17 protein-coding genes are annotated in these 20,364 nt (G+C 66.1%); 13 read left to right on the forward strand and 4 right to left on the reverse strand.

What is annotated here, in order from left to right; genetic code table 11:
- Positions 1-2,022: hypothetical protein (locus tag AC0IYU_RS30490; RefSeq protein ID WP_472124997.1), on the reverse strand; the 2,022-nt coding region annotated here is incomplete at its 3' end.
- Positions 2,023-2,541: 519 nt separating this feature from the next.
- Here AC0IYU_RS30490 and AC0IYU_RS30495 point away from each other — a divergent pair.
- The 7 genes from AC0IYU_RS30495 (at position 2,542) to AC0IYU_RS30525 (ending at position 10,409) form a co-directional block, all read left to right on the forward strand.
- Positions 2,542-3,876 (forward strand): EAL domain-containing protein, encoded by a 1,335-nt coding sequence (locus AC0IYU_RS30495; protein ID WP_472125000.1) that lies wholly within the window; start codon positions 2,542-2,544, stop codon positions 3,874-3,876.
- Between the two features lie 42 nt (positions 3,877-3,918).
- Positions 3,919-4,650 carry a winged helix-turn-helix domain-containing protein gene (locus AC0IYU_RS30500; RefSeq protein WP_472125003.1) on the forward strand — a complete coding sequence of 244 codons (732 nt, stop codon included), beginning with the start codon at positions 3,919-3,921 and terminating at the stop codon, positions 4,648-4,650.
- Positions 4,651-4,751: 101 nt separating this feature from the next.
- Positions 4,752-5,453, forward strand: a complete 702-nt coding sequence (locus AC0IYU_RS30505; RefSeq protein WP_472125006.1) for a response regulator — start codon at positions 4,752-4,754, stop codon at positions 5,451-5,453.
- Positions 5,450-7,846, forward strand: a complete 2,397-nt coding sequence (locus tag AC0IYU_RS30510) for an ATP-binding protein (protein WP_472125009.1) — start codon at positions 5,450-5,452, stop codon at positions 7,844-7,846. Before AC0IYU_RS30505 ends, AC0IYU_RS30510 begins: the two co-directional genes overlap by 4 nt.
- A gap of 114 nt (positions 7,847-7,960) precedes the next feature.
- On the forward strand, positions 7,961-8,983 hold the full coding sequence (locus AC0IYU_RS30515; protein ID WP_472125012.1) for a thiamine pyrophosphate-dependent dehydrogenase E1 component subunit alpha: 1,023 nt from the start codon (positions 7,961-7,963) through the stop codon (positions 8,981-8,983).
- A gap of 5 nt (positions 8,984-8,988) precedes the next feature.
- Positions 8,989-9,966, forward strand: coding sequence for an alpha-ketoacid dehydrogenase subunit beta (locus AC0IYU_RS30520; RefSeq protein WP_472125015.1), 978 nt, complete (start codon positions 8,989-8,991; stop codon positions 9,964-9,966).
- Positions 9,967-9,986: 20 nt separating this feature from the next.
- Positions 9,987-10,409 (forward strand): MarR family winged helix-turn-helix transcriptional regulator, encoded by a 423-nt coding sequence (locus tag AC0IYU_RS30525; RefSeq protein ID WP_472125018.1) that lies wholly within the window; start codon positions 9,987-9,989, stop codon positions 10,407-10,409.
- A gap of 332 nt (positions 10,410-10,741) precedes the next feature.
- Here the strand turns inward: AC0IYU_RS30525 and AC0IYU_RS30530 are convergent, their stop codons facing one another.
- Positions 10,742-11,509, reverse strand: coding sequence for an SDR family oxidoreductase (locus tag AC0IYU_RS30530; RefSeq protein ID WP_472125021.1), 768 nt, complete (start codon positions 11,507-11,509; stop codon positions 10,742-10,744).
- A 124-nt stretch (positions 11,510-11,633) separates the two neighbouring features.
- Here AC0IYU_RS30530 and AC0IYU_RS30535 point away from each other — a divergent pair, with 124 nt between their 5' ends.
- Together AC0IYU_RS30535 and AC0IYU_RS30540 are read left to right on the forward strand one after the other, a co-directional pair.
- Positions 11,634-12,602, forward strand: coding sequence for a LysR family transcriptional regulator (locus AC0IYU_RS30535; protein ID WP_472125024.1), 969 nt, complete (start codon positions 11,634-11,636; stop codon positions 12,600-12,602).
- Between the two features lie 78 nt (positions 12,603-12,680).
- A complete protein-coding gene (locus tag AC0IYU_RS30540) occupies positions 12,681-13,700 on the forward strand; it encodes a Bug family tripartite tricarboxylate transporter substrate binding protein (protein WP_472125027.1) in 1,020 nt (339 codons plus the stop codon).
- A 9-nt stretch (positions 13,701-13,709) separates the two neighbouring features.
- Here the strand turns inward: AC0IYU_RS30540 and AC0IYU_RS30545 are convergent, their stop codons facing one another.
- Entirely contained in the window at positions 13,710-14,033 is a 324-nt protein-coding gene (locus AC0IYU_RS30545) for a DUF1840 domain-containing protein (RefSeq protein ID WP_435487532.1), read from the reverse strand.
- A gap of 12 nt (positions 14,034-14,045) precedes the next feature.
- Positions 14,046-15,317 (reverse strand): class I SAM-dependent methyltransferase, encoded by a 1,272-nt coding sequence (locus AC0IYU_RS30550; protein ID WP_472125029.1) that lies wholly within the window; start codon positions 15,315-15,317, stop codon positions 14,046-14,048.
- Positions 15,318-15,447: 130 nt separating this feature from the next.
- Between AC0IYU_RS30550 and AC0IYU_RS30555 the strand changes: the two genes are divergently transcribed.
- The 4 genes from AC0IYU_RS30555 to AC0IYU_RS30570 are packed head-to-tail and all read left to right on the forward strand — an operon-like array spanning position 15,448 to position 20,359.
- On the forward strand, positions 15,448-17,829 hold the full coding sequence (locus AC0IYU_RS30555) for a bifunctional salicylyl-CoA 5-hydroxylase/oxidoreductase (protein WP_472125032.1): 2,382 nt from the start codon (positions 15,448-15,450) through the stop codon (positions 17,827-17,829).
- A 1-nt stretch (position 17,830) separates the two neighbouring features.
- A complete protein-coding gene (locus AC0IYU_RS30560) occupies positions 17,831-18,310 on the forward strand; it encodes a MarR family winged helix-turn-helix transcriptional regulator (protein WP_435437515.1) in 480 nt (159 codons plus the stop codon).
- Positions 18,307-19,161: an enoyl-CoA hydratase family protein gene (locus AC0IYU_RS30565; RefSeq protein WP_435487535.1), complete on the forward strand. Its 855-nt coding sequence runs from the start codon at positions 18,307-18,309 to the stop codon at positions 19,159-19,161. The genes AC0IYU_RS30560 and AC0IYU_RS30565 overlap by 4 nt, the downstream gene beginning before the upstream one ends.
- A 4-nt stretch (positions 19,162-19,165) precedes the next feature.
- Positions 19,166-20,359: an acyl-CoA dehydrogenase family protein gene (locus AC0IYU_RS30570; protein ID WP_472125035.1), complete on the forward strand. Its 1,194-nt coding sequence runs from the start codon at positions 19,166-19,168 to the stop codon at positions 20,357-20,359.
- Positions 20,360-20,364: the final 5 nt, after the last annotated feature.

Here is a 20,364-nt window from a genome sequence, read left to right on the forward strand (position 1 = left end):
ATCGCCGGCAGCAGTCGAAGCGGTGTTGGCAGTGCCTTGCGCCGTGTCGGCCGCCTTCTTTGCCTCGGTGGCAGAAGCCTGTGCCGCAGTGGCTGAACCCTTGGCTGCCTCGGCGACAGCGCTCACTGCCTTCAGTTGACTGACGTTCACCGCATCCGCCTCGGCCTCGCCGGCAGCCACGTTGGAGATCTTGGTCGTCGCCTGGTCTGCACGGCGGGCGTCGTAGGTCTTGGTGAGAGGGTTGTAGCGCAGCGCGGCGTCGAAAATCAGGCCCAGCGACTCGTTGGTCTTGGCCAATTCACCGTCCAGGGCGCCGATGGCACCGAGCACCGTCGTGGGTTGATTGGCAGGTTGGCCGTTCGCGCTATCGCCCAGACTGGCCAGCTTCAGCTTTGGCAGCACCAGTTCGCCAGTGGGGCTGACGGTGGTGCCGGGGCCCATTGCCGCGAGCACCGATTCGGCGCCGCCCCCTTTCGGGAGCTTGTTCAAGCGCGCCTCAAGTTCGACGTCCTTGGCGCCGAGCTTGTTGATCTCGGTATACGCCGCATGCAGCTGCTGGCCAACGACCACGTCGGTGCTGGTCGCATTCACGGAGCCGGGTCCCGCGTTGATGATTTGCCGAGGCTGCGCGGCGGTGCCCACGCTGACAACGGACCCTGGGGTCTCGCCTCGAGGGGCATAGGTCGTACCGTTCAGGACCACCGGGGCAACCTTACGTACATCGTCAGTGACGGCGCCGGTGCCCAGCGCAACGCCGGACCCGTGCTCCACCCTCGCACCGCTGCCCAGGGCCACGCCAGCAATGGCACCGAGAGGCACCTTCGCCGACGCCCCGAGCGCCACGCCTTGTGCGGATTCGACAAGGGCGCCGCGCCCGCCTGCAAATGCATCGGCAGCGCTTGCCGTTGCCAACGTACCAATCGCAGTACCTTTGGAGCCATTTGCGACTGCTTTGAAGCCAATTGCCACTGCCTGGGGGCCCGAAGCCTTCGCTGCGCCCAGCCCATTGCCGTCTGCATTGAAACCCGAGTCAGCGCCAATGGCCACTGAATTCTCGCCGCTGGCATTTGCACCCTGCCCCATCGCAATAGCTCCGTTCGCGGACGCGATCGACTGCCGGCCCATCGACATCGCGGACACGCCCGAGGCGGCCGAAGAGTTGCCAACCGCGAACGAGCCGTCGCCGGAGGCGATGGCCGAGTAGCCGAAGCGTCCTCCTAGAGCAAGCGAATTGCTGCCCGTCGCCTGAGCGCCATGTCCCAAGGCCGTCGAGGTACCGCCGTCGACGTTATGTGTGACTGCCCCCTCCCCTATTGCAAGGCCACCATTGTTCGCCTGCGCACCATTTCCGATTGCCAGGCCACCCCGAACGCCTGCGCTCGGCCCAGCAAAGTTATTGGTTCGGCCTACAGCCTTGGCGTTTTGACCAATCGCGATGCTGCCCTCGCCAATTGCCAGGGTTCCGTTGTTGCCTATCGAGATCGGAGCTTTGGCAACACCGACCCCGATAAAACCGCCATTGACGAACAACTCGCCGCCCAAGGAAAGCGATTTCGGGCCAGATGAGGGCACACCCGCCACCCCACCGGTGCCATAGAACAGAACGCGGCCCGTCTGCGTCGCCGCATCTGCGGGAGAGCAATTGCCGGTCGTCAGAACTCTCATATGAGTGGCAGGATCAGCCGCAACATCCGAGCTCTGATTGAGAAGCGTCCTGTCGGAGAGGTAGTGGATGCAGCTGTTACTGCCGCCGGCATTGATGTAGACGCCCGGCAGGGCTTGCGCCATCGCGGGCGAAACAGCCGAAAAGCCGGCTGCCGCCACAATTCCCAGCAGTCCGAGGCCGGTTCCTCCACGGTGCTTCATGCCGAGCACCCGGCAGGCCAGGCGCATCAATGCGCTGATGCGTTTGCGCTGCGAGCGGCTCTGTCCCGCTGCGGATACGGCGCCTGCCGCCAGGAAGGGCGCCTTGAAGTTGAAGAGAAAGTTGCGCTTGGTGGCCGCGATCGATCGGGTGTTCACAGAAAAAGCTCACTGGGTCGTGGTTCGCTCGGCACCGCTCGAAGCGGAAGGCCCCGCCCTGCATGAAGGGAGAGGCCGAGCGAAGGTCGAAGAATTCGCCTGACTGACTGATTCGGCTCAGCCGGTCGGCGATCGGAGTGGGATTCCCGCGAGCAACCCGGTCTGCGACCGGTTGCCACGGCGCTGGCGCCGCGCTGGAAATCACTGGCCGCGACTTTATTGACCGCACCTTTTTAGTGAAATAGGACTGGTCTGAAAAAACAAGACGGGCTGAAATCTTGGCATTTAATGGCTCACATCCGTGAAAAATTACCGTTTCCATGACGTTCGCGCGGACGCTTTTCGCCTTTCATCAACCATTCAGGCTTGCAATCAGACCAGTCTGAAACTGTCCGGCATTAATTCACAGAAATTCTAAAAAATTATCCAGGTCAACGGTTCCCTGATTTTTAGTCCCAGTCTGATTTCCTGCATTCGACGACGTTGGTAGATTCGCCGCCGTCACAGCAGGAGAAATCATTGAAATCGGAAAAACCGGCGAGCAGCCCCTCTGCGCCATTCGGCTCGATGCGCGTCGCAGCCTTGAGCGATACGCCCGCGAAGGCTCTCGATCTGGAACGCACTTTGCGCGATGTGGGTGTTGTCGATGTCACCTGCATCCATACCCTCGACGCATTGCACCGCCAAGTGTGCAAAGGGTTGGTGGACGTGGTGGTGGGCGATGTGTCACACGACCTCTGCAATGCATTGGGTGCGCCCGAGGTGCTGAAAAAGGCACGGTCGCAGGGCGGAGCTCATCCAATTCCGAATTTGCTGTGGTTTGGGAAATCGACCACCAGTGCCGGCCATGCCTGGTGGGACGAACCGACCGGAGGCAGGGTCAATTCAAGGCACGGAAAAATCAAGCTGATTGGCGGCGTTCCTGTTTCCGCTTTGCGCCTTTACGGAAAACTGCTTCGCACGTCCGGCATTTACGTCGCAATTTCCCATGAGGAGGGATTGGCCGGTCTTTCGGATGCATTGGCAGCCTTGTCAAAAATCAAGCGTGTCTGCATGGCGCCATTTGTAGCGCCCGCGTGCATCTTGCCGACCGAGGAAGAAGTGGTCGAAGCGCTGGCAACGGGCGAAGGGCTTCGCGTGGTCTTCCAGCCTCAATTCAACCTGTCGAGTCACGAAATTGTCGGCTGCGAGGCGCTCGTTAGGTGGCGGCATCCGCGTTGCGGCGACGTGTCGCCGGCGCTGTTCGTCGAAATGGCGGAGCGGCTCGGGCTGGATCTTCTGCTGTTCAGTTTTGTGAAAACCAGAGCCGTCGGCATGTTGACGCGCCTTGTTGCCGCCTCGGCCGAGATCCCTGTTGCAGTCAATGCTTCGGTTCGCACGCTGTGCACGCCAGCCTTGGCCGAGCGGGTCGCGCAGCGGATGCAGTTGGCCGAGCTTTTGCCGCAATTGCTGAAGATCGAATTGACGGAGGACATCGTCATTTCAGATCTACCGGCGCTCGGCGCTGCCGTGCCCACCCTTCAGGCCAAAGGCATTCCCGTTTCTCTGGACGATTTCGGGAGTTCCGGCTCCACGCCGCTGGTGCTTTGCAAGGCGAAATTCAATGAAGTGAAGATCGACGCGGCGCTGGTGCACAGCGCCCTGCGCTCCGCAAACTCGCGTGAAAGCCTGCGCGACTTGGCCAATGCGGCAGCTCAAAGAAATTTCCGGCTCGTTGCGGAAGGCATCGAAACGCAAGAGGCCGTGGCGATGCTCAAGGAAGTCGGCTGCAATTTCGGTCAAGGCTATTTTCTTTCCGCACCGATGGAGGCCGAGGCCTTTTTTCAGGCCCTGACCGCACAGTCCGTCGCTTGATCCACCCATCCATTTCGGCAAACATATTTCACGGGCAGCCAAATGAACAACCTCGAAAAGCTAGAACTGTGTCTGATCGACGACGAAGGGCAAAGGAAGCAGTTGCTCAACAACCTGATTCACGCAGGTTATACCTCGACAATCAAATGCGACTCCAATGCCTTCATCGAGCAGGTCATCGACAGGAAGAAATACGACGCCGTGCTGATGGATGTGCAGGATTTCAAATGGCGACTGGTTTTGAAGGTGTGCGACGCGGCCAAGATTCCCGTCATTTTCATCATGAATTCGAAGAAGCTGGAAATCTTCGATTTTCCGTGCCGCGACTGTATTTATTTCGATGTAGTTTCAGGTTCCGAATTCAACTATTTAGAGCTTCAATGGCGCCTGAGCGCTTTGCTCGCCCGTGCACCGCGCGCCAAAGATTTCGAAATACCTACCAACGGCTATTCCTGGGGCGACTACCGGTTCATCAATGGTGCACGAACGGTGGTGCACCACAAGGGCGTCGAAATTCCCCTGCAACGCAGGCAATTCATTTTTGCCCTCGCGCTTTTCCAGAACGTCGGAACGGTGGTTTCGCGCGATCACATGGCGCGGTGTTTCGGCGAGAGTCCGAAGCTGGGATCGCGCTCGATGGACGTGTGCGCCGTCAACGTTCGAAAGAAGCTCCAGCTCAGCGAACAGAACGGCCTGATCCTGCGCGCCGTCTACGGCCGCGGCTACCAGCTGGTTTCGCTTTCGGGCAACAGAATCCCAGCGACGCTGGCCTGAATTCGCTGGCTTGAAATGAAGACATCCAACGCCCGGCGCGAAGCCGCGCCGAAGACTAGACTGAGCCTCCCAGGGCGGTGTCACAGAAAAGGCCTAGGCCTTTGGAGCGCTCGCACAGCGCGACACGAAAGCTGATCAGCATGGAACGTTTACGCATCGCGCTGCTGGACGATCACGCCGTCGTTCGCCACGGCCTTGCCAGCAGACTGCAGGCAGAGCCCGACTTTCTCGTCGTCGGTGTCTATGGGAAAAGCAGCGACGCCATGCGGGGCCTGGGGGAAAGCCCGGCCGACCTGCTTCTGCTGGACTTTGCGCTGAGCGCGGACGAGCTCGACGGCGTCTCGCTCATTCGCGCCTTGCGCGTCAAGTTCCCGCAATGCCGCATCCTGGTTCTCTCGTCGCATCACGACCCGGCCACCGTTGCCCTGGCGCTGCGCGTGGGTGCGCGCGGGTTCGTCGGCAAGGGCGAAGACATGGTCGACCTCATCAAGGCCATCCGAACCGTCACGGAGGGCGCGATCTACCTCAGCTCGGACATGTCCTACCGGGTCGCAGAGGCGTCCATCGAGCCGGCGTCGGACGAGAAGACGAACGCGCTCGACGGCGCCTCGCTCACGGCGCGCGAGCAGGAGGTCATACGCTGCTATCTGGCAGGCATGACGGTGACGGAGATTGCAGAGAAGTTCAATCGCAGCATCAAGACCATCAGCTCGCAAAAAGCTGCCGCGTTCCGCAAGCTGGGCGTCACGTCCAACAACGGCCTGTTCAAGATCAAGCACACCATCGACATCGATCTGCAATGAAGCTCTTCGGGCCGCGCCTGCTTGCCGTGTCGGCGGCCTTGTCCGCGCTGGCGTCATTCGGCTGCGCGGCCGCCGGGAGGTCATTGCTGAGCGAGCAAGAGAACGCCTGGATCGCGCAGCACCCAACCCTGCGCGTGGCGCTGTCGCCGACCTCGCTGCCGATCGAGTACTTCGACAAGGGCGTGGTGCGCGGCCTGTCCGTCGAGTACGCCAACTTGATCGCAAGCCGGACCGGGCTCGGGTTCGTCTATGTCAGCGTGGCGGACAAGTCGAAGCGCGACATGCTCAGGGATGGCGAAGCCGATCTGTGCTTCGTGATCGCATACGACGACGCGCCTTCGACGTTGTCCGGAATCTCGTCGGTTCCGGCGAAGGGTGCGTATCCGTTGCTGACCATTTCCAGGCCGGGACAGGCCTTGGTGAAGGACCTTCGTCAGCTGGAAGGCAAGACCGTCGTGGTCGTCAAGGGCTGGCCGTTCGAAGACGAACTGAAGGCTTCTGTCCCCGGTGTCACGCTGGTGAACGGCGCCAACGCCCCGGACGTGCTGGCAAAGCTGGTGGCCGAGCAGGCCGACTTTGCGATCGGCAACGAGCTCCTCTTTCTGCCCTACCTGCACCGCCGCTGGGGGGGACAGCTCCAGACCGCCGGCATCTACGGGACCCGGCTGGGCAGGACCACCGCACTGGTGCGGGAAGACGACGTGGTGCTGCAGTCGATCCTGCAGAAGACGCTGGCTTCGTTCTCGAATGAGGACACCCACGTCCTGTACGAGAACTGGATGGACCGGGACTCGCCGGACGTGCCTTCGGCCGGGGCGCTCGGGCGCCACTTCGCGCTCGAGCTCGGGCTGGCGGGCCTGCTCGCGCTGCTGGCTTGCATCGTGCTCGTGCAGTTCTACCGGCAGCGCAGGGCCGCGATGCGCAACGAGCGCGAGAAGGCGCGCTTTCTCGCCATCGTGAGCCACGAGATCCGCTCGCCCATGAATGCGGTGCTGGCCGCCGTCGAGTTGTTGCGCAACACGCCACTGAACGAGCAACAGCGGCATTTCGCGCAGTTGGCCAACAGCGGCGGGCTCACGCTGCTGCGGCTGGTGGACGATGTGCTGGACATTTCCAAACTGGAGGCTGGCCAGTTGAGGCTCGATCGCGAGCCGGTGGACTTGAACGCGCTGGTTCGCAACATCGCGGATCTGCATCGCCTGCGTGCGCACGAGAAAAAGATCGCCCTCGATGTCACGGCAAGTCCGCTTCCTTCCTGGTTGATGCTGGACGAGGCGCGCGTCGCTCAGATCTTGCACAACCTGATCTCCAACGCGATCAAGTTCACGGAAGCGGGCGGCGTGACCGTCACCGTGTCCGCCTCTGCCGCGAGACCTGGGTGGTCGGACGTGGTCGTGGACGTTGCCGATACGGGCATTGGCGTGTCGCCCGAGACGCAGGCCAGGCTGTTCCAGCCCTACGTGCAGGCCGCCAACACCTACAAGCGCTCCGGCGGAACAGGCCTGGGGCTGGCGATCTGCCGCGAGCTCGCGACATTGATGGAGGGCAGGATCGAGCTGGCCAGCGAGCTGGAAAAGGGCACGACGGTCACCTTGTCGTTGACAGCCGAAGTCGTGGCGGACGATGACCCTCGCCTGGCCACGAGGACTTCGGACGCCGCGCTTCAGGATATCGCTGCGCGCGCACGGCTTGTCGAGTCCCAGGGTCGCTTGCGGGTTCTCGTCGTCGAGGACACCCCCGTCAACCAGCAGGTCCTGCAAGCACAGATCGAATCGCTGGGATGCAAGGTCGAGATGGCCGTGGATGGCGCGCAGGCGGAGACCGCGTTCGCCGAAGGCTCGTTCGATCTCATCCTCATGGACTGCGATCTTCCGGACACTGACGGCTACACCCTTTCCAGGGTGTTGCGAGAAGTGGAGGGCGAACTGGAGCGCGCGCGCACACCGATCATTGCCATTTCCGCATCCAATGACGAGGCTCACGTCGAGCGCTGCTTCGCATCGGGAATGGACGGCGTCCTGAGCAAGCCCATCCGCACCAGCAAGCTTCAGAACGTCATTGAGCTCTGGTGCGCCCCCCACGATGCAACGCCAGCAAGCGCGCATGCGCCCGAGGCGTTGCCCGACGTCCCCGCCGCCACTTGCAGCACTGTGCGCGACCACTTGCAGGCAGACCTGAACGCCGTGCGCGACGCCATGGCCTCGAACGACACGGACGCCGCCCGCCGCGCGGCGCATCGACTCCACGGGGCAGCGCTCACGCTTGGATTGGACACACTCGCACAACCGGCCGGACAGCTCGAGGCATTGCTGCGAACCGGCGCAGGTGACGAGAGCCGATCGGCCTTGGCGTCTCTCCTGGAGTGCTGGCATCTGCAATTCCCGTCTTCTTAGCTTTCGGTCAGCAAGCCCTTCGTGGCACGGCGGCGGGTAAGTCCGGTACGCCGATTCCCTCTCGCTTGATACGATTTTCACCAAAGCGCCTGTTCCATGGGCGATGGAGACAAGATGGACCTGCACACATCCAGCGCCGCTGCCCAGGCGCTGTACCGCGTCATGGTGCGCATCCGCGCCTTCGAGAACGCCGCCGAGACGGCCAGCCAGGGCGGCGTGAGCGCGTATGGCCAGCAGGCCGCCGGCGCCGCCAAGGTCCGCGGGCCGCTGCACCTGTCGACCGGCCAGGAAGCGGTGCCGGCCGGGGTGTGCGCGCACCTGCGCACCACCGACTACCTCACCTCCACCCACCGCGGCCACGGCCACACGCTGGCCAAGGGCGCCGACCTCGCGCGGATGATGTGCGAGCTGTTCGGCAAGGCCACCGGCTTCAACGGCGGCAAGGGCGGCTCGATGCACATCGCGGACTTCTCGGTCGGCATGCTGGGCGCCAACGGCGTGGTGGCGGCAGGCCTGCCGATCGCGGTGGGCGCGGCGCATGCGCAGAAGCTGCTGAAGAAGCCAGGCGACATCACGGTCTGCTTCTTCGGCGACGGCGCCATCAACCGCGGGCCATTTCTCGAAGCGCTGAACTGGGCACGGGTGTACGCGCTGCCCGTGCTCTTCGTCTGCGAGGACAACCGCTGGAGCGCGACCACGGCCAGCGGGCCGATGACGGCGGGCGACGGCGCGTCGGCGCGCGCCGCGTCGATGGACATCGCGGCCACGCAGGTCGACGGCAACGACGTGTTCGCGGTGCACGAGGCCGCCGCCCGGCTGGTGGCCGAGGTGCGCGCCGGCAGCGGGCCGCGCCTGCTGCATGCGCTGACGTACCGCGTGAAGGGGCATGTGTCGGTCGACCTGGCCGCCTACCGCGACCCGGCCGAACTGGCCGCCGCGCTGCAGACCGACCCGATCGCCCGGGCGCGGGACCGTCTGCTGGGTTCGGGCATCGCCGCCGCGACGCTCGATGCCATCGAGAACGCGGCGCGCGACGAGGTCCACACCGCCCTGGCGGTGGCCGACGCGGCACCCTGGCCCGACGCCGGCGCCGCCTTCACCGACGTGCAGACCACCGGCGCAGGCCAATGGAAATGAAGGCAATGAACGCAATGAACGCCACGACGAAGGACCTGAGCTACGCCGAAGCCGCCGTGCTCGCCCTGCAGCGCGAGATGCAGGCCGACCCGCGCGTGGTGGTGCTCGGCGAGGACGTGGGCCGCGGCGGCATCTTCGGCCAGTACAAGGGGCTGCAGGACCACTTCGGCCCCGAGCGCGTGATCGACACGCCGATCAGCGAGGCCGCGATCATGGGCGCCGGCGTGGGCATGGCGCTGGCCGGGCTGCGCCCTGTGGTCGAGATGCGGGTGGTCGACTTCGCGCTGTGCGGCATGGACGAGTTGGTGAACCAGGCCGCCAAGAACCGCTTCATGTTCGGCGGCCAGGGCCGGGTGCCGCTGGTGGCGCGCATGCCCGGCGGCATCTGGGACGCCTCGGCCGCACAGCATTCGCAGTCGCTGGAGGCGTGGTTCGCGCACCTGCCGGGCGTGGTGGTGGTGTGCCCGTCGACCCCGCAGGACAACCACGGCCTGCTGCGCTCGGCGCTGCAGTGCGGCGACCCGGTGGTCTACATCGAGCACAAGACGCTGTGGGGCGTGCGCGGCGAGGTCGACGAAGACGTCGCCGTGCCGCTGGGCAAGGCGGCGCGCGTGCGCGAGGGCAACGCGCTCACGCTGGTGAGCTGGAGCAAGCAGATGCAGGCCTGCGCGGCCGCCTGCGACGCGCTGGCGGCCGAGGGCATGGCGGTCGACCTGATCGACCTGCGCACGCTGTGGCCATGGGACCGCGACACCGTGCTGTCGTCGTGCGCGCGCACCGGGCGCCTGCTGGTCGTGCACGAGGCGGTGCAGGCGGCGGGCTTCGGCGCCGAAATCGCGGCCAGCGCGGCGGAGGCCACGGGCTGCCGCGTCGCGCGGCTGGGCGCGCCGCGCATTCCGGTGGGCTATGCGCCGGTGCTGGAGGCGCAGTCGCGCGTCGGGGTGGAAGCGATCGTGGCGGTGGCGAAGAAGCTGGCGGGCTGAAGCCGAGATCACCGATCTGCATGGACCCGCTCTTCTTCAAGCTGGTGCGGGTGGTCAACCTCACGGCGCGACCGTTTCATGAGCGCGTGGGCCGCGACCATCAGCTCACGCTGAACGAGTGGCGCGCCATGGCCGTGCTGGCCGCGCAGCCCGGGCTCAACGCCACGCAGGTCGCCGACCAGACCGGCCTCGACAAGATGGCCGTGAGCCGCGCGCTGGCCGGCCTGAAGCGCCACAAGCGCGTGCAGCGCCACGACGACCCGACCGACCAGCGCAGCCGCCGGCTCTATCTGACGGCTGCCGGCAAGACGCTGCACGAAACCGTGAGCGCCCTGGGCCGCGAACGCGAGGCCGCGCTGTTCGCGGGCGTCGATGCCGATGAACTGGCCCGGCTGGACGCAACGCTCGACAAGCTCATCGACGCCGTCCAGCGCACCAACTGACCAACGAAACGGCCGCCCTCTCCCCGCCCCTTCCAGAAACACCGTGGAACCGGCTCCGCCGGGCCACCGGTGTTGCCCCCGGTAGGGGGAAGGAGAAGCGACACGAAGTGCGCGAAGCCTGGGGGCGAGCCAAGTGCTCCGGCTTCGCCGGGCCACCGGTGTTGCCCCCGGTAGGGGGAAGGAGAAGCGACACGAAGTGCGCGGAGCCTGGGGGCGAGCCAAGTGCTCCGGCATCGCCGGGCCACTGGTGTTGCCCCCGGCAGGGGGAAGGAGCAGCGACACGAAGTGCGCGAAGCCTGGGGGCGAGCTTCATGCCGCCTTGGGGGCGAGCCCTATGCCGCGAACCCGCCGTCGATGTTCAGCCCGGCGCCCGTCACGAACGCCGCTTCCGGGCTGGCCAGGTAGGCCACCATACCCGCGATCTCGTCGGCATGGCCGTGGCGGTCGATGGCCATGAAGCTGTGCATGGTGGCGGCCATCGGGCCGTTGGCCGGGTTCATGTCTGTGTCGACCGGGCCGGGCTGCACGTTGTTGACCGTGATGCCGCGCGGGCCCAGGTCGCGCGCCAGGCCCTGCACCAGGCCAGTGAGCGCCGACTTGCTCATGGCGTACACGCTGCCGCCGGCAAAGGGCATGCGCTCGGCGTTGGTGCTGCCGATGTTCACGATGCGCCCGCCCGAGCCCATGTGCGCCAGCGCGGCCTGGATGGCGACGAACACGGCGCGCACGTTGACGGCAATGGTGCGGTCGAAGTCGGCCAGGCTGAACTGGTCGACGGGGCCCAGGTGCAGCACGCCCGCGCTGTTGACCAGGATGTCGATGCGCCCGCCGAAGTGCCGGGCGGCCTGGTCGATGCCGGCCTTGAGCGCGTCGGCGTCGGCGCTGTCGATCTTCAGCGCCAGCGCGCGGCCGCCTTCGGCCTCGATGGCGCGCGCCAGTTCGTCGGCGGGGGCCTGCGAGGCGCTGTAGCTGAAGGCCACGGCCGCGCCGTCGCGCGCCAGGCGGCGCACGATGGCCGCGCCGATGCCGCGCGAGCCGCCGGTGACAAAGGCGACCTTGCCGGCCAGGACGGGAGAAGAAGAAGCGATGTTCGAGGTCATGATTTTTCCGATCGGTTGGAGGAAGAAGGCCTTCAGTGTCGGCATTCCATTCCCTTCGCGGTAGCCACCAATTGGCGCAATCAACTTCAACCCATGGTTGAAGATGCGAGGGAGAATGCACGGCATGGAACCGCTCAACCACCTCGAATCCTTCGTGCAAAGTGCCGAGGGCGGCAGCTTCTCGGCCGCCGCCCGGCGCCTGGGGCTGACGCCGGCCGCGGTCAGCAAGAACGTCGCGCGGCTCGAGGCCCGGCTGGGCGTGCGGCTGTTCCAGCGCAGCACGCGCCGCCTGACGCTGACCGAGGGCGGCGAGCGCTTCCTGGCGCAGATCGGCGGCGCACTGGCCACGCTGCAGGCGGCCGTGGCGGGCATCGACACCGACGACGGCCAGCCGGCCGGCACGCTGAAGGTGAGCATGGGCCAAGCCTTCGGGCGCGAGCATGTGCTGCCGATGCTGGGCGACTTTCTGGCGCGCTACCCGGGCATCGTGCCGGACTGGCATTTCGACAACCAGCAGGTCGACCTGGTGGGCGAAGGCTTCGACGCGGCCATCGGCGGGGGCATCGAGCTGCCGGCCGGGCTGGTGGCGCGGGAACTCTCGCGCATCCACGTGGTGGCGGTGGCCTCGCCCGCGTACATGCAGGGGCGCAAGCGGCCGCGGCACCCGTCGGAGCTGGCCTCGCTCGACACGCTGCTGCGCCGGTCCTCGCCCACGGGACGGGTGCGAAGCTGGACGCTGCGGCATGCCAAGGGCAAGGGCCAGGACGGCCAGGAGCGCCAAGAGCGCCAAGACCGCGAGGAGGCCACCGTCGAGCTGCCCCGGCCGCGCGCCATCTTCAACGACCCCGAAGCCATCGCGCATGCGGCGCTCATGGGGCTGGGCGTGGCCATGCTGCCGATGCCCTTCGTGGAGCGCGGACTGCGCAGCGGCGCGCTGGTTCGGCTGCTGCCCGAGTGGTATCAGGATGCGGGCGCGGTGTGGCTGTACTACCCGAGCAAGAAGCTGCTGCCGCCCAAGACGCGCGTGTTCATCGACTTCGTGCTGCAGCGCTTTCGCGACGAGCGCTTCGCGCAGCGGATGCAGGTGGGCTGACCTGGCGAACGGCCGGCCCGTCAGGTCACGGGGTTTTCACCCGCGACGCCCGCGGCGCGCCCCTGTACAAACGCGCGCATGACTTCTTTCTCATTTCAATCGAATCGCCGCACCGCGCTGGCCGCTTCCCTCGCAACCGCCCTCACCGTGATGGCCGCTCCTTCGTGGGCCCAGGCCACCTGGCCGACCAAGCCGGTGCGCATCGTCGTGCCGTTCGCGGCCGGCGGCACCACCGACATCCTCGCGCGCGCCATGGCGCCCGAGCTCTCCAAGGCCTTCGGCCAGCAGTTCATCGTGGACAACCGCGCGGGCGCCGGCGGCAACGTGGGCGCCGAGCTGGTGGCGCGCGCGCCGAACGACGGCTACACGCTGCTGATGGGCACGGTGGGAACGCACGGCATCAACCGCGCGCTGTACCCCAAGCTGCCCTTCGACCCGATCAAGGACTTCGTGCCGATCACGCTGGTCGCCGCCGTGCCCAACGTGATGGAAATGAACGCCGAGAAGGCCAAGGCGCTGAACATCCACAACGTGCAGGACTTCATCAAGTACGCCAAGGCCAACCCCGGCAAGCTGAACATGGCGTCCAGCGGCAGCGGCACCTCGATCCACCTGGCGGGCGAGCTGTTCAAGAGCATGACCGGCACGTTCATGGCGCACATTCCGTACAAGGGCTCGGGCCCGGCGCTGCTGGACATGGTGGGCGGCAACGCCGACGTGATGTTCGACAACCTGCCGTCGTCGATGGCGCAGATCAAGGCCGGCAAGCTCACCGCGCTGGCCGTGACGAGCGCGCAGCGTTCGCCGGCGCTGCCGGACATTCCGACGGTGGCGGAGGTGGGTGGCCCGACGCTCAAGGGCTTCGAGGCGAGTTCGTGGTTCGGGCTGCTGGCGCCGGCCGGCACTTCGCCCGACATCGTCAACCGGATTCAGCAGGAAGTGGCCAAGTCGCTGAACACGCCGGCCATCAAGGAAAAGATGCTCGCGCAGGGCGCGCTGCCCAGCGGGAATTCACCCGCCGACTTCACGAAGCTCATTGCGAGCGAACACGTGAAGTGGGCGAAGGTCGTCAAGGACTCCGGCGCGAAGGTGGACTGACCCGAAAGCTCAGGTCTTCCAGGTCACGTCCTTCTTGTCGGCCAGGGAGTCCTTGAGCATGTGAAGCAGGGGGGCTGCACGCTGGTGCAGTCCTACATGCTGCTTCTCTGCATCGGCGGCATGGCCTTCGACGGCGTAGTCGTCGTGGTTGTGGGCGTTGCCGCCCTCGCGGGCCAGCGCGGCCTCGAGCGCGGAGATGGCGCCGGGAATCTGCTCGACGGTGATGATGCCTTGCGGCGCGACCGACTTGCCGACGATGTCGAGCAGCTGGCGTGCGTGCACTTCGAGCATGACGAAATCAGCGGAAGCCCGGGACTGGAAACGATAGAGCATGGTGTTCCTCACTCACTTGTAGATGTAATCACGGGCAAAAGGGTACACCGACTGCGCGCCGCGCAAGACGCCTGCGCGCCCTACATTGCCGTCAGGCTTTGTCGACAACATCTGGTGCAAGGAAATCCAGCCCTGCTCGAAACTCATGGCCGAGCCCGCCAGGTACAGGCGGTAGGCGCGCAGCACGCGCTCGGCGTTCTCGGCCTGGCGCCCGCCGTTGCGCTGGAGCACCTCGAGCGCGGTGCCAAGCTGCGCCTCCAGCGCATCCGACCAGGCCCACAGCGTGCGTGCGTAGTGCGGACGCAGGCTTTCGGTGTCGACCATCTCCAGGCCCGCAGCCGCGGTGTCGCGCAGCACGTGCGTCACGTGCAGCAACTCACCGCCCGGGAAGATGTACTTCTCGATGAAGTCGCCCATGCCGGCGCCCAGCTGGCGGTAGTTCAGCTCGCCCGAGGTGATGCCGTGGTTGAGCACCAGCCCGCCCGGCTTGAGCAGCGCGTGGATCTTGCGGAAATAGGTCGGCATGTTGGCAGCGCCGACGTGCTCGAACATGCCCACCGATGAGATCTTGTCGAAGGGCTGCGCGTCGGGCAGCTCGCGGTAGTCGCGCAGTTCCACGCGCACCCGGCCCTGCAGGCCTTTTTCCTCGATGAGCCGCTGCACGTACGCATGCTGGTTCTTCGACAGCGTGATGCCGGTGGCGTCCACGCCGTAGTGCTCGGCCGCCCAAATCAGCAAGGCGCCCCAGCCAGAGCCGATGTCCAGGTAACGCTCGCCCGGCTGCAGCATGAGCTTGCGGCAGATGTGGTCGAGCTTGGCTTCCTGCGCCTGCGCGAGCGTGAGCTCGGGCGTGCGGAAGTAGGCGCACGAATACACGCGGCGCGGGTCGAGCCACAGGGCGTAGAAATCGTCGGAAACGTCGTAGTGGAACTCGATCTGGGCCGCGTCCTTGCGCAGCGAGTGCGAGCCGCGCGACTTGGCGCGGTGCTGCAGGCGGCTCCACCAGCTGGTGTCGGTCTCGGCCGGGTTGCCGGGCAGCATGCCCACGGTGGCGTCGATCAGGTCGCGCATGGCGCCCTCGATCTGCACCTTGCCCTCGACGTAAGCCTCGCCGATGGCGCCCACCTGGTGGGCGGCCAGCTTGGCAAGCACCTTCCACTCCTTGAAAGCCAGCGTGACGCGGGCTCCCGCCTGGGCAACGCGCCGGCCGTCCGGCAGTTCCAGGGCAATGGGAACAGGCAGCGAGGCCAGCTGCGACTCGATCTTCAGTATCAAGTTTTGCATGGGGGCCATGGTATTGATTTTTCAAAGTTTTTGCATGACTCCCCGCGCCGGCGGGGGCGTCGAGCGGCGCGCCGGCCCCCGTTACGAATCCTCATTGACAGCAGATTGTTTATGCCTAAACTATTCAACCATGAACAGCCTCAGCACGGTCAAAACCGCTCCCGCCTCGGACCTCCAACGCATCCTGTGCATCGGCGGCGGGCCGGCAGGCCTGTATTTCGCCCTGCTGATGAAGGCGCGCAACCCGCAGCTCCAGATCACTGTGTTGGAACGCAACCGCCCCTTCGACACCTTCGGCTGGGGCGTGGTGCTGAGCGACCAGACGCTGGGCAACCTGCGCGCGGCCGACGGCCCCACCGCGGCGCTCATCGGCAACGAGTTCCACCACTGGGACGACATCCAGGTCTTCTTCAAGGGCGGCCAGGTGCGCTCGGGCGGCCACGGCTTCTGCGGCATCGGCCGCAAGCGGCTGCTCAACATCCTGCAGGAACGCTGCCTCGCGCTCGGCGTGGAACTGGTCTTTGAAACCGATGCCGCCGACGACCAGGCGGTGGCCGCCAAGTACAACGCCGACCTGGTCATTGCCAGCGACGGCCTGAACAGCCGCATCCGCCAGCGCTACGCCGAGGTGTTCAAGCCCGACGTCGACCTGCGCGAGTGCCGCTTCGTGTGGCTGGGCACGCACCAGACCTTCGACGCCTTCACGTTCGCCTTCGAAGAGACCGAGCACGGCTGGTTCCAGGCGCACGCCTACCAGTTCGACGACAAGACCTCGACCTTCATCGTCGAGACGCCCGAGGCCGTGTGGAAAGCCCATGGCCTGGACCAGATGGAGCAGCCCGAGGCCGTCGCCTTCTGCGAGAAGCTGTTCGCCAAGTACCTGGGCGGCCACTCGCTCATCAGCAACGCCACGCACCTGCGCGGCTCGGCCAACTGGATCCGCTTTCCGCGCGTGGTGTGCGAGCGCTGGACGCACCGCATCGACGTCGAGGGCCGCTCGGTACCTGTCGTGCTGATGGGCGACGCCGCGCACACGGCGCACTTCTCCATCGGCTCGGGCACCAAGCTCGCGCTGGAAGACGCGATCGACCTGGCCAACGAATTCGCGCAGGGCGGCACCGTCGACCATGTGCTCGAAGGCTACGAAGCGCGCCGCAGCGTCGAGGTGCTGAAGATCCAGAACGCCGCGCGCAACTCCACCGAATGGTTCGAGAACGTGCCGCGCTACACCGGCATGCAGATCGAGCAGTTCGCGTACTCGCTGCTCACGCGCTCGCAGCGCATCAGCCACGAGAACCTGCGCGTGCGCGACACGCAATGGCTCGGCGGCTACGAGCAGTGGCTGGCCGGCGGCAAGGCGATGCCGCCGATGCTCATGCCCTACACCGTGCGCGGGCTCACGCTGAAGAACCGCATCCTGGTGTCGCCGATGGCCACCTACAGCGCGGTCGACGGCGTGCCGCAGGACTTCCTGCTGGTGCACCTGGGCGCGCGCGCGCTCGGCGGCGCCGCGATGGTGTTCGTCGAAATGACGAGCCCAACGCCCGAAGGCCGCATCACCCCCGCCTGTACCGGTCTCTACAACGACACGCAGCAGGCCGCGTTCAAGCGCATCGTCGATTTCGTGCACACGCAGTCGAGCGCGAAGATCGCGATGCAGCTCGGCCACAGCGGCCCCAAGGGCTCCACACGCGTGGGCTGGGAAGGCACCGACGAGCCACTCGAAAGCGGCAACTGGCCGGTGCTGGGCGCGAGCGCCGTGCCCTACGGCGAACAGAACCAGCTGCCCGCCGCGATCACGCGCGAACAGATGGACACGCTGCGCGACCAGTTCGTCGACGCCACGCGCCGCACGCTGGAGGCCGGCTTCGACTGGCTCGAACTGCACTGCGCGCACGGCTACCTGCTGTCGGCCTTCATCAGCCCGCTGACCAACCTGCGCACGGACGAATACGGCGGCGACATCGAAGCGCGCTGCCGCTATCCGCTCGAGGTGTTCCGCGCCATGCGCGCCGTATGGCCCGAAGACAAGCCGATGAGCGTGCGCATCTCCGCGCACGACTGGGCCCCCGGCGGCAACACCGACGCCGATGCGGTGGCAATCGCGCGCCTGTTCAAGCAAGCCGGCGCAGACTTCATCGACGTGTCGTCCGGCCAGACCACGCGCACCGCCAAGCCGGTGTACGGCCGCATGTACCAGACGCCGTTCTCGGACCGCATCCGCAACGAGGTCGGCATTGCGACCATCGCGGTCGGCGCCATCACCGACGCCGACCAGGCCAACAGCATCATCGCGGCCGGCCGCGCCGACCTGTGCGCCGTGGCGCGCCCGCACCTGGCCGACCCAGCGTGGACGCTGCACGAAGCGGCCAAGCTGCAAAGCCGCTACGTCGACTGGCCGAAGCAGTACCTGAGCGGGCGCGACCAGATGTACCGCGAGATCGCCAAGCAACAGCAGATCGCCGCGGCCACCGCATCGGCTGCCGCCGCGAACACTGACGAGACGCACTGACATGGACCTCGAAGCGCGCGCGCACAGCGAACATCCGGAAGCCTTGCGGCTCTGGCTGCGGCTGCTTACATGCACCCAGCTGATCGAGAAGCAGGTGCGCAACGAACTGCGCTCGCAGTTCACCACCACGCTGCCGCGCTTCGACCTGATGTCGCAACTCGAGCGCTCGCCCGAGGGCCTGAAGATGAACGAGCTCTCGCGCCGCATGATGGTCACGGGCGGCAACGTCACCGGCATCACCGACCAGCTGGTGACCGAAGGCCTGGTGGAGCGCATCAACGTCGAAGGCGACCGCCGCGCCTGGCGCGTGCGCCTCACGGCGCGCGGACGCAAGCTCTTCAACGAGATGGCGCAACAGCACGAAGACTGGATCGTCGGAGCCTTCTCCGGCCTCAGCACCAAGGAGATCGCGCAGCTGCACAAGCTGCTCGGCAAGGTCAAGCAACACTCACACAACCAATCGATGGCGGAGACCGAATGAAGCACTACATCGGCGCAGGCAATCCCATGCGCGCCCAATTCGAAGCGAAGGCAGCCTACAAGGCCGAGCACTTCGCATGGAGCTACGACAACGGCATCGGCACCGTCACGCTGAACCGGCCCGAGCGCAAGAACCCGCTCACCTTCGACTCGTACGCCGAACTGCGCGACCTGTTCCGCGCGCTGAACTACGCGACCGACGTGAAAGTGATCGTCGTCACCGGCGCGGGCGGCAACTTCTGCTCGGGCGGCGACGTGCACGAGATCATCGGCCCGCTGACCGGCATGCGCATGCCCGAGCTGCTGGAGTTCACGCGCATGACGGGCGACTTGGTGAAGGCCATTCGCGCCTGTCCGCAGCCCATCGTCGGTGCGATCGACGGCGTGTGCGCCGGTGCCGGCGCGATGATCGCCTTGGCCTGCGACCTGCGCTACGGCTCGCCCGCCACGCGCACCGCGTTCCTGTTCACGCGCGTAGGCCTTGCTGGTGCGGACATGGGTGCGTGCGCACTGTTGCCGCGCGTGATCGGCCAGGGCCGTGCGTCGGAGCTGCTGTTCACCGGCCGCGCCATGACGGCGCAGGAAGGCCATGCCTGGGGCTTCTTCAATGCGCTGCACGAAAGCGATGCGCTGCTCGAGGCCGCCACCAAGGTGGCGCGCGACCTGGCCGAAGGCCCGACCTTCGCGCACGGCATGACCAAGACCATGCTCGCGCAGGAGTGGTCGATGACCATCGACCAGGCCATCGAAGCCGAGGCCCAGGCCCAGGCCATCTGCATGCAGACCGAAGACTTCAAGCGTGCGTACGAAGCCTTCGCGGCCAAGCGCAAGCCGGTGTTCGGCGGAGACTGACGCGATGATGACCAAAGCACCCGCGCCGCCCTCGACCGCGCACCTCGCACTGCCCTTCTTCGACGACGCGCATCGCGCGCTGGCCGATGGCCTGCTGCCCTGGGCGGCGGCACAGGAGGTGGACGAACATGACGATCGCGCCGCATGCCGCGACTGGGTGCAGCGCCTCGGCGAAGGGGGATGGTTGCGCTACTGCGTGCCGGGCACCTCGGGCGGGGCGCTGGAGCGCCTCGACTCGCGCGCACTCGTGCTGCTGCGTGAAACGCTCGCCTTCCATTCGCCGCTTGCCGACTTCGCCTTCGCGATGCAGGGTCTGGGCAGCGGCGCGATCACGCTTGCTGGCACGCCCGAACAGCATGCGAACTACCTGACTGCAGTTGCGAAGGGCAGCAAGATCGCGGCCTTCGCGCTCAGCGAGCCCGAAGCGGGCTCCGACGTGGGTGCGATGGCGATGCGCGCCGAAGCCACCGCCGATGGCTGGAAGCTGAACGGCGAGAAGACCTGGATCAGCAACGGCGGCATCGCCGACTTCTACTGCGTGTTCGCCAAGACCGAGCCCAACGGTGGCACGCGCGGCATCACGGCCTTCATCGTCGATGCGACGACACCGGGCCTCGACACCTCCGAGCACATCGACGTGATGGCGCCGCATCCGCTCGCGACACTGCGCTTCGAGAACTGCGTCGTGCCGCGCACCGCGCAACTCGGTGAGCTCAACGGCGGCTTCAAGCTGGCGATGCGCACGCTCGACATCTTCCGCGCATCGGTCGCTGCCGCGGCACTCGGCATGGGCCGACGCGCGCTGGCGGAGGCCATTTCGCATTCGAAGAACCGGCGCATGTTCGGCCAGACGCTCGCGGACTTCCAGCTCACGCAGGCCAAGCTCGGCGAGATGGCCGCGCTGATCGACAGTGCCGCACTGCTCACCTACCGGGCGGCATGGATGCGCGACGACGCGGAGCAACGCGGTGCACCCGCGGTCGGCGACGTGTCCGCTGCCGCCGCCATGGCCAAGATGTGCGCCACCGAGAACGCGAGCCGCGTGATCGACATGGCGCTGCAGATGCACGGCGGCCTGGGCGTGAAGGTTGGCACGAAGATTGAAAGCCTCTACCGCGACATCCGCTCGCTGCGCATCTATGAAGGCGCGACGGAAGTTCAACAACTGATCATTGGCAAATCCGTTCTGCGGGGATAAATACC

The sequence above is a fragment of the Variovorax sp. AC103 genome (assembly GCF_979254005.1).

Coding starts and splice junctions, on each gene's coding strand:
- AC0IYU_RS30550 (WP_472125029.1), bottom strand. CDS start 15,317: ATGCAAAACTTGATACTGAAGATCGAGTCGCAGCTGGCCTCGCTGCCT.
- AC0IYU_RS30525 (WP_472125018.1), top strand. CDS start 9,987: ATGGACCCGCTCTTCTTCAAGCTGGTGCGGGTGGTCAACCTCACGGCG.
- AC0IYU_RS30530 (WP_472125021.1), bottom strand. CDS start 11,509: ATGACCTCGAACATCGCTTCTTCTTCTCCCGTCCTGGCCGGCAAGGTC.
- AC0IYU_RS30540 (WP_472125027.1), top strand. CDS start 12,681: ATGACTTCTTTCTCATTTCAATCGAATCGCCGCACCGCGCTGGCCGCT.
- AC0IYU_RS30560 (WP_435437515.1), top strand. CDS start 17,831: ATGGACCTCGAAGCGCGCGCGCACAGCGAACATCCGGAAGCCTTGCGG.
- AC0IYU_RS30510 (WP_472125009.1), top strand. CDS start 5,450: ATGAAGCTCTTCGGGCCGCGCCTGCTTGCCGTGTCGGCGGCCTTGTCC.
- AC0IYU_RS30535 (WP_472125024.1), top strand. CDS start 11,634: ATGGAACCGCTCAACCACCTCGAATCCTTCGTGCAAAGTGCCGAGGGC.
- AC0IYU_RS30565 (WP_435487535.1), top strand. CDS start 18,307: ATGAAGCACTACATCGGCGCAGGCAATCCCATGCGCGCCCAATTCGAA.
- AC0IYU_RS30515 (WP_472125012.1), top strand. CDS start 7,961: ATGGACCTGCACACATCCAGCGCCGCTGCCCAGGCGCTGTACCGCGTC.
- AC0IYU_RS30555 (WP_472125032.1), top strand. CDS start 15,448: ATGAACAGCCTCAGCACGGTCAAAACCGCTCCCGCCTCGGACCTCCAA.
- AC0IYU_RS30570 (WP_472125035.1), top strand. CDS start 19,166: ATGATGACCAAAGCACCCGCGCCGCCCTCGACCGCGCACCTCGCACTG.
- AC0IYU_RS30520 (WP_472125015.1), top strand. CDS start 8,989: ATGAACGCAATGAACGCCACGACGAAGGACCTGAGCTACGCCGAAGCC.
- AC0IYU_RS30545 (WP_435487532.1), bottom strand. CDS start 14,033: ATGCTCTATCGTTTCCAGTCCCGGGCTTCCGCTGATTTCGTCATGCTC.
- AC0IYU_RS30500 (WP_472125003.1), top strand. CDS start 3,919: ATGAACAACCTCGAAAAGCTAGAACTGTGTCTGATCGACGACGAAGGG.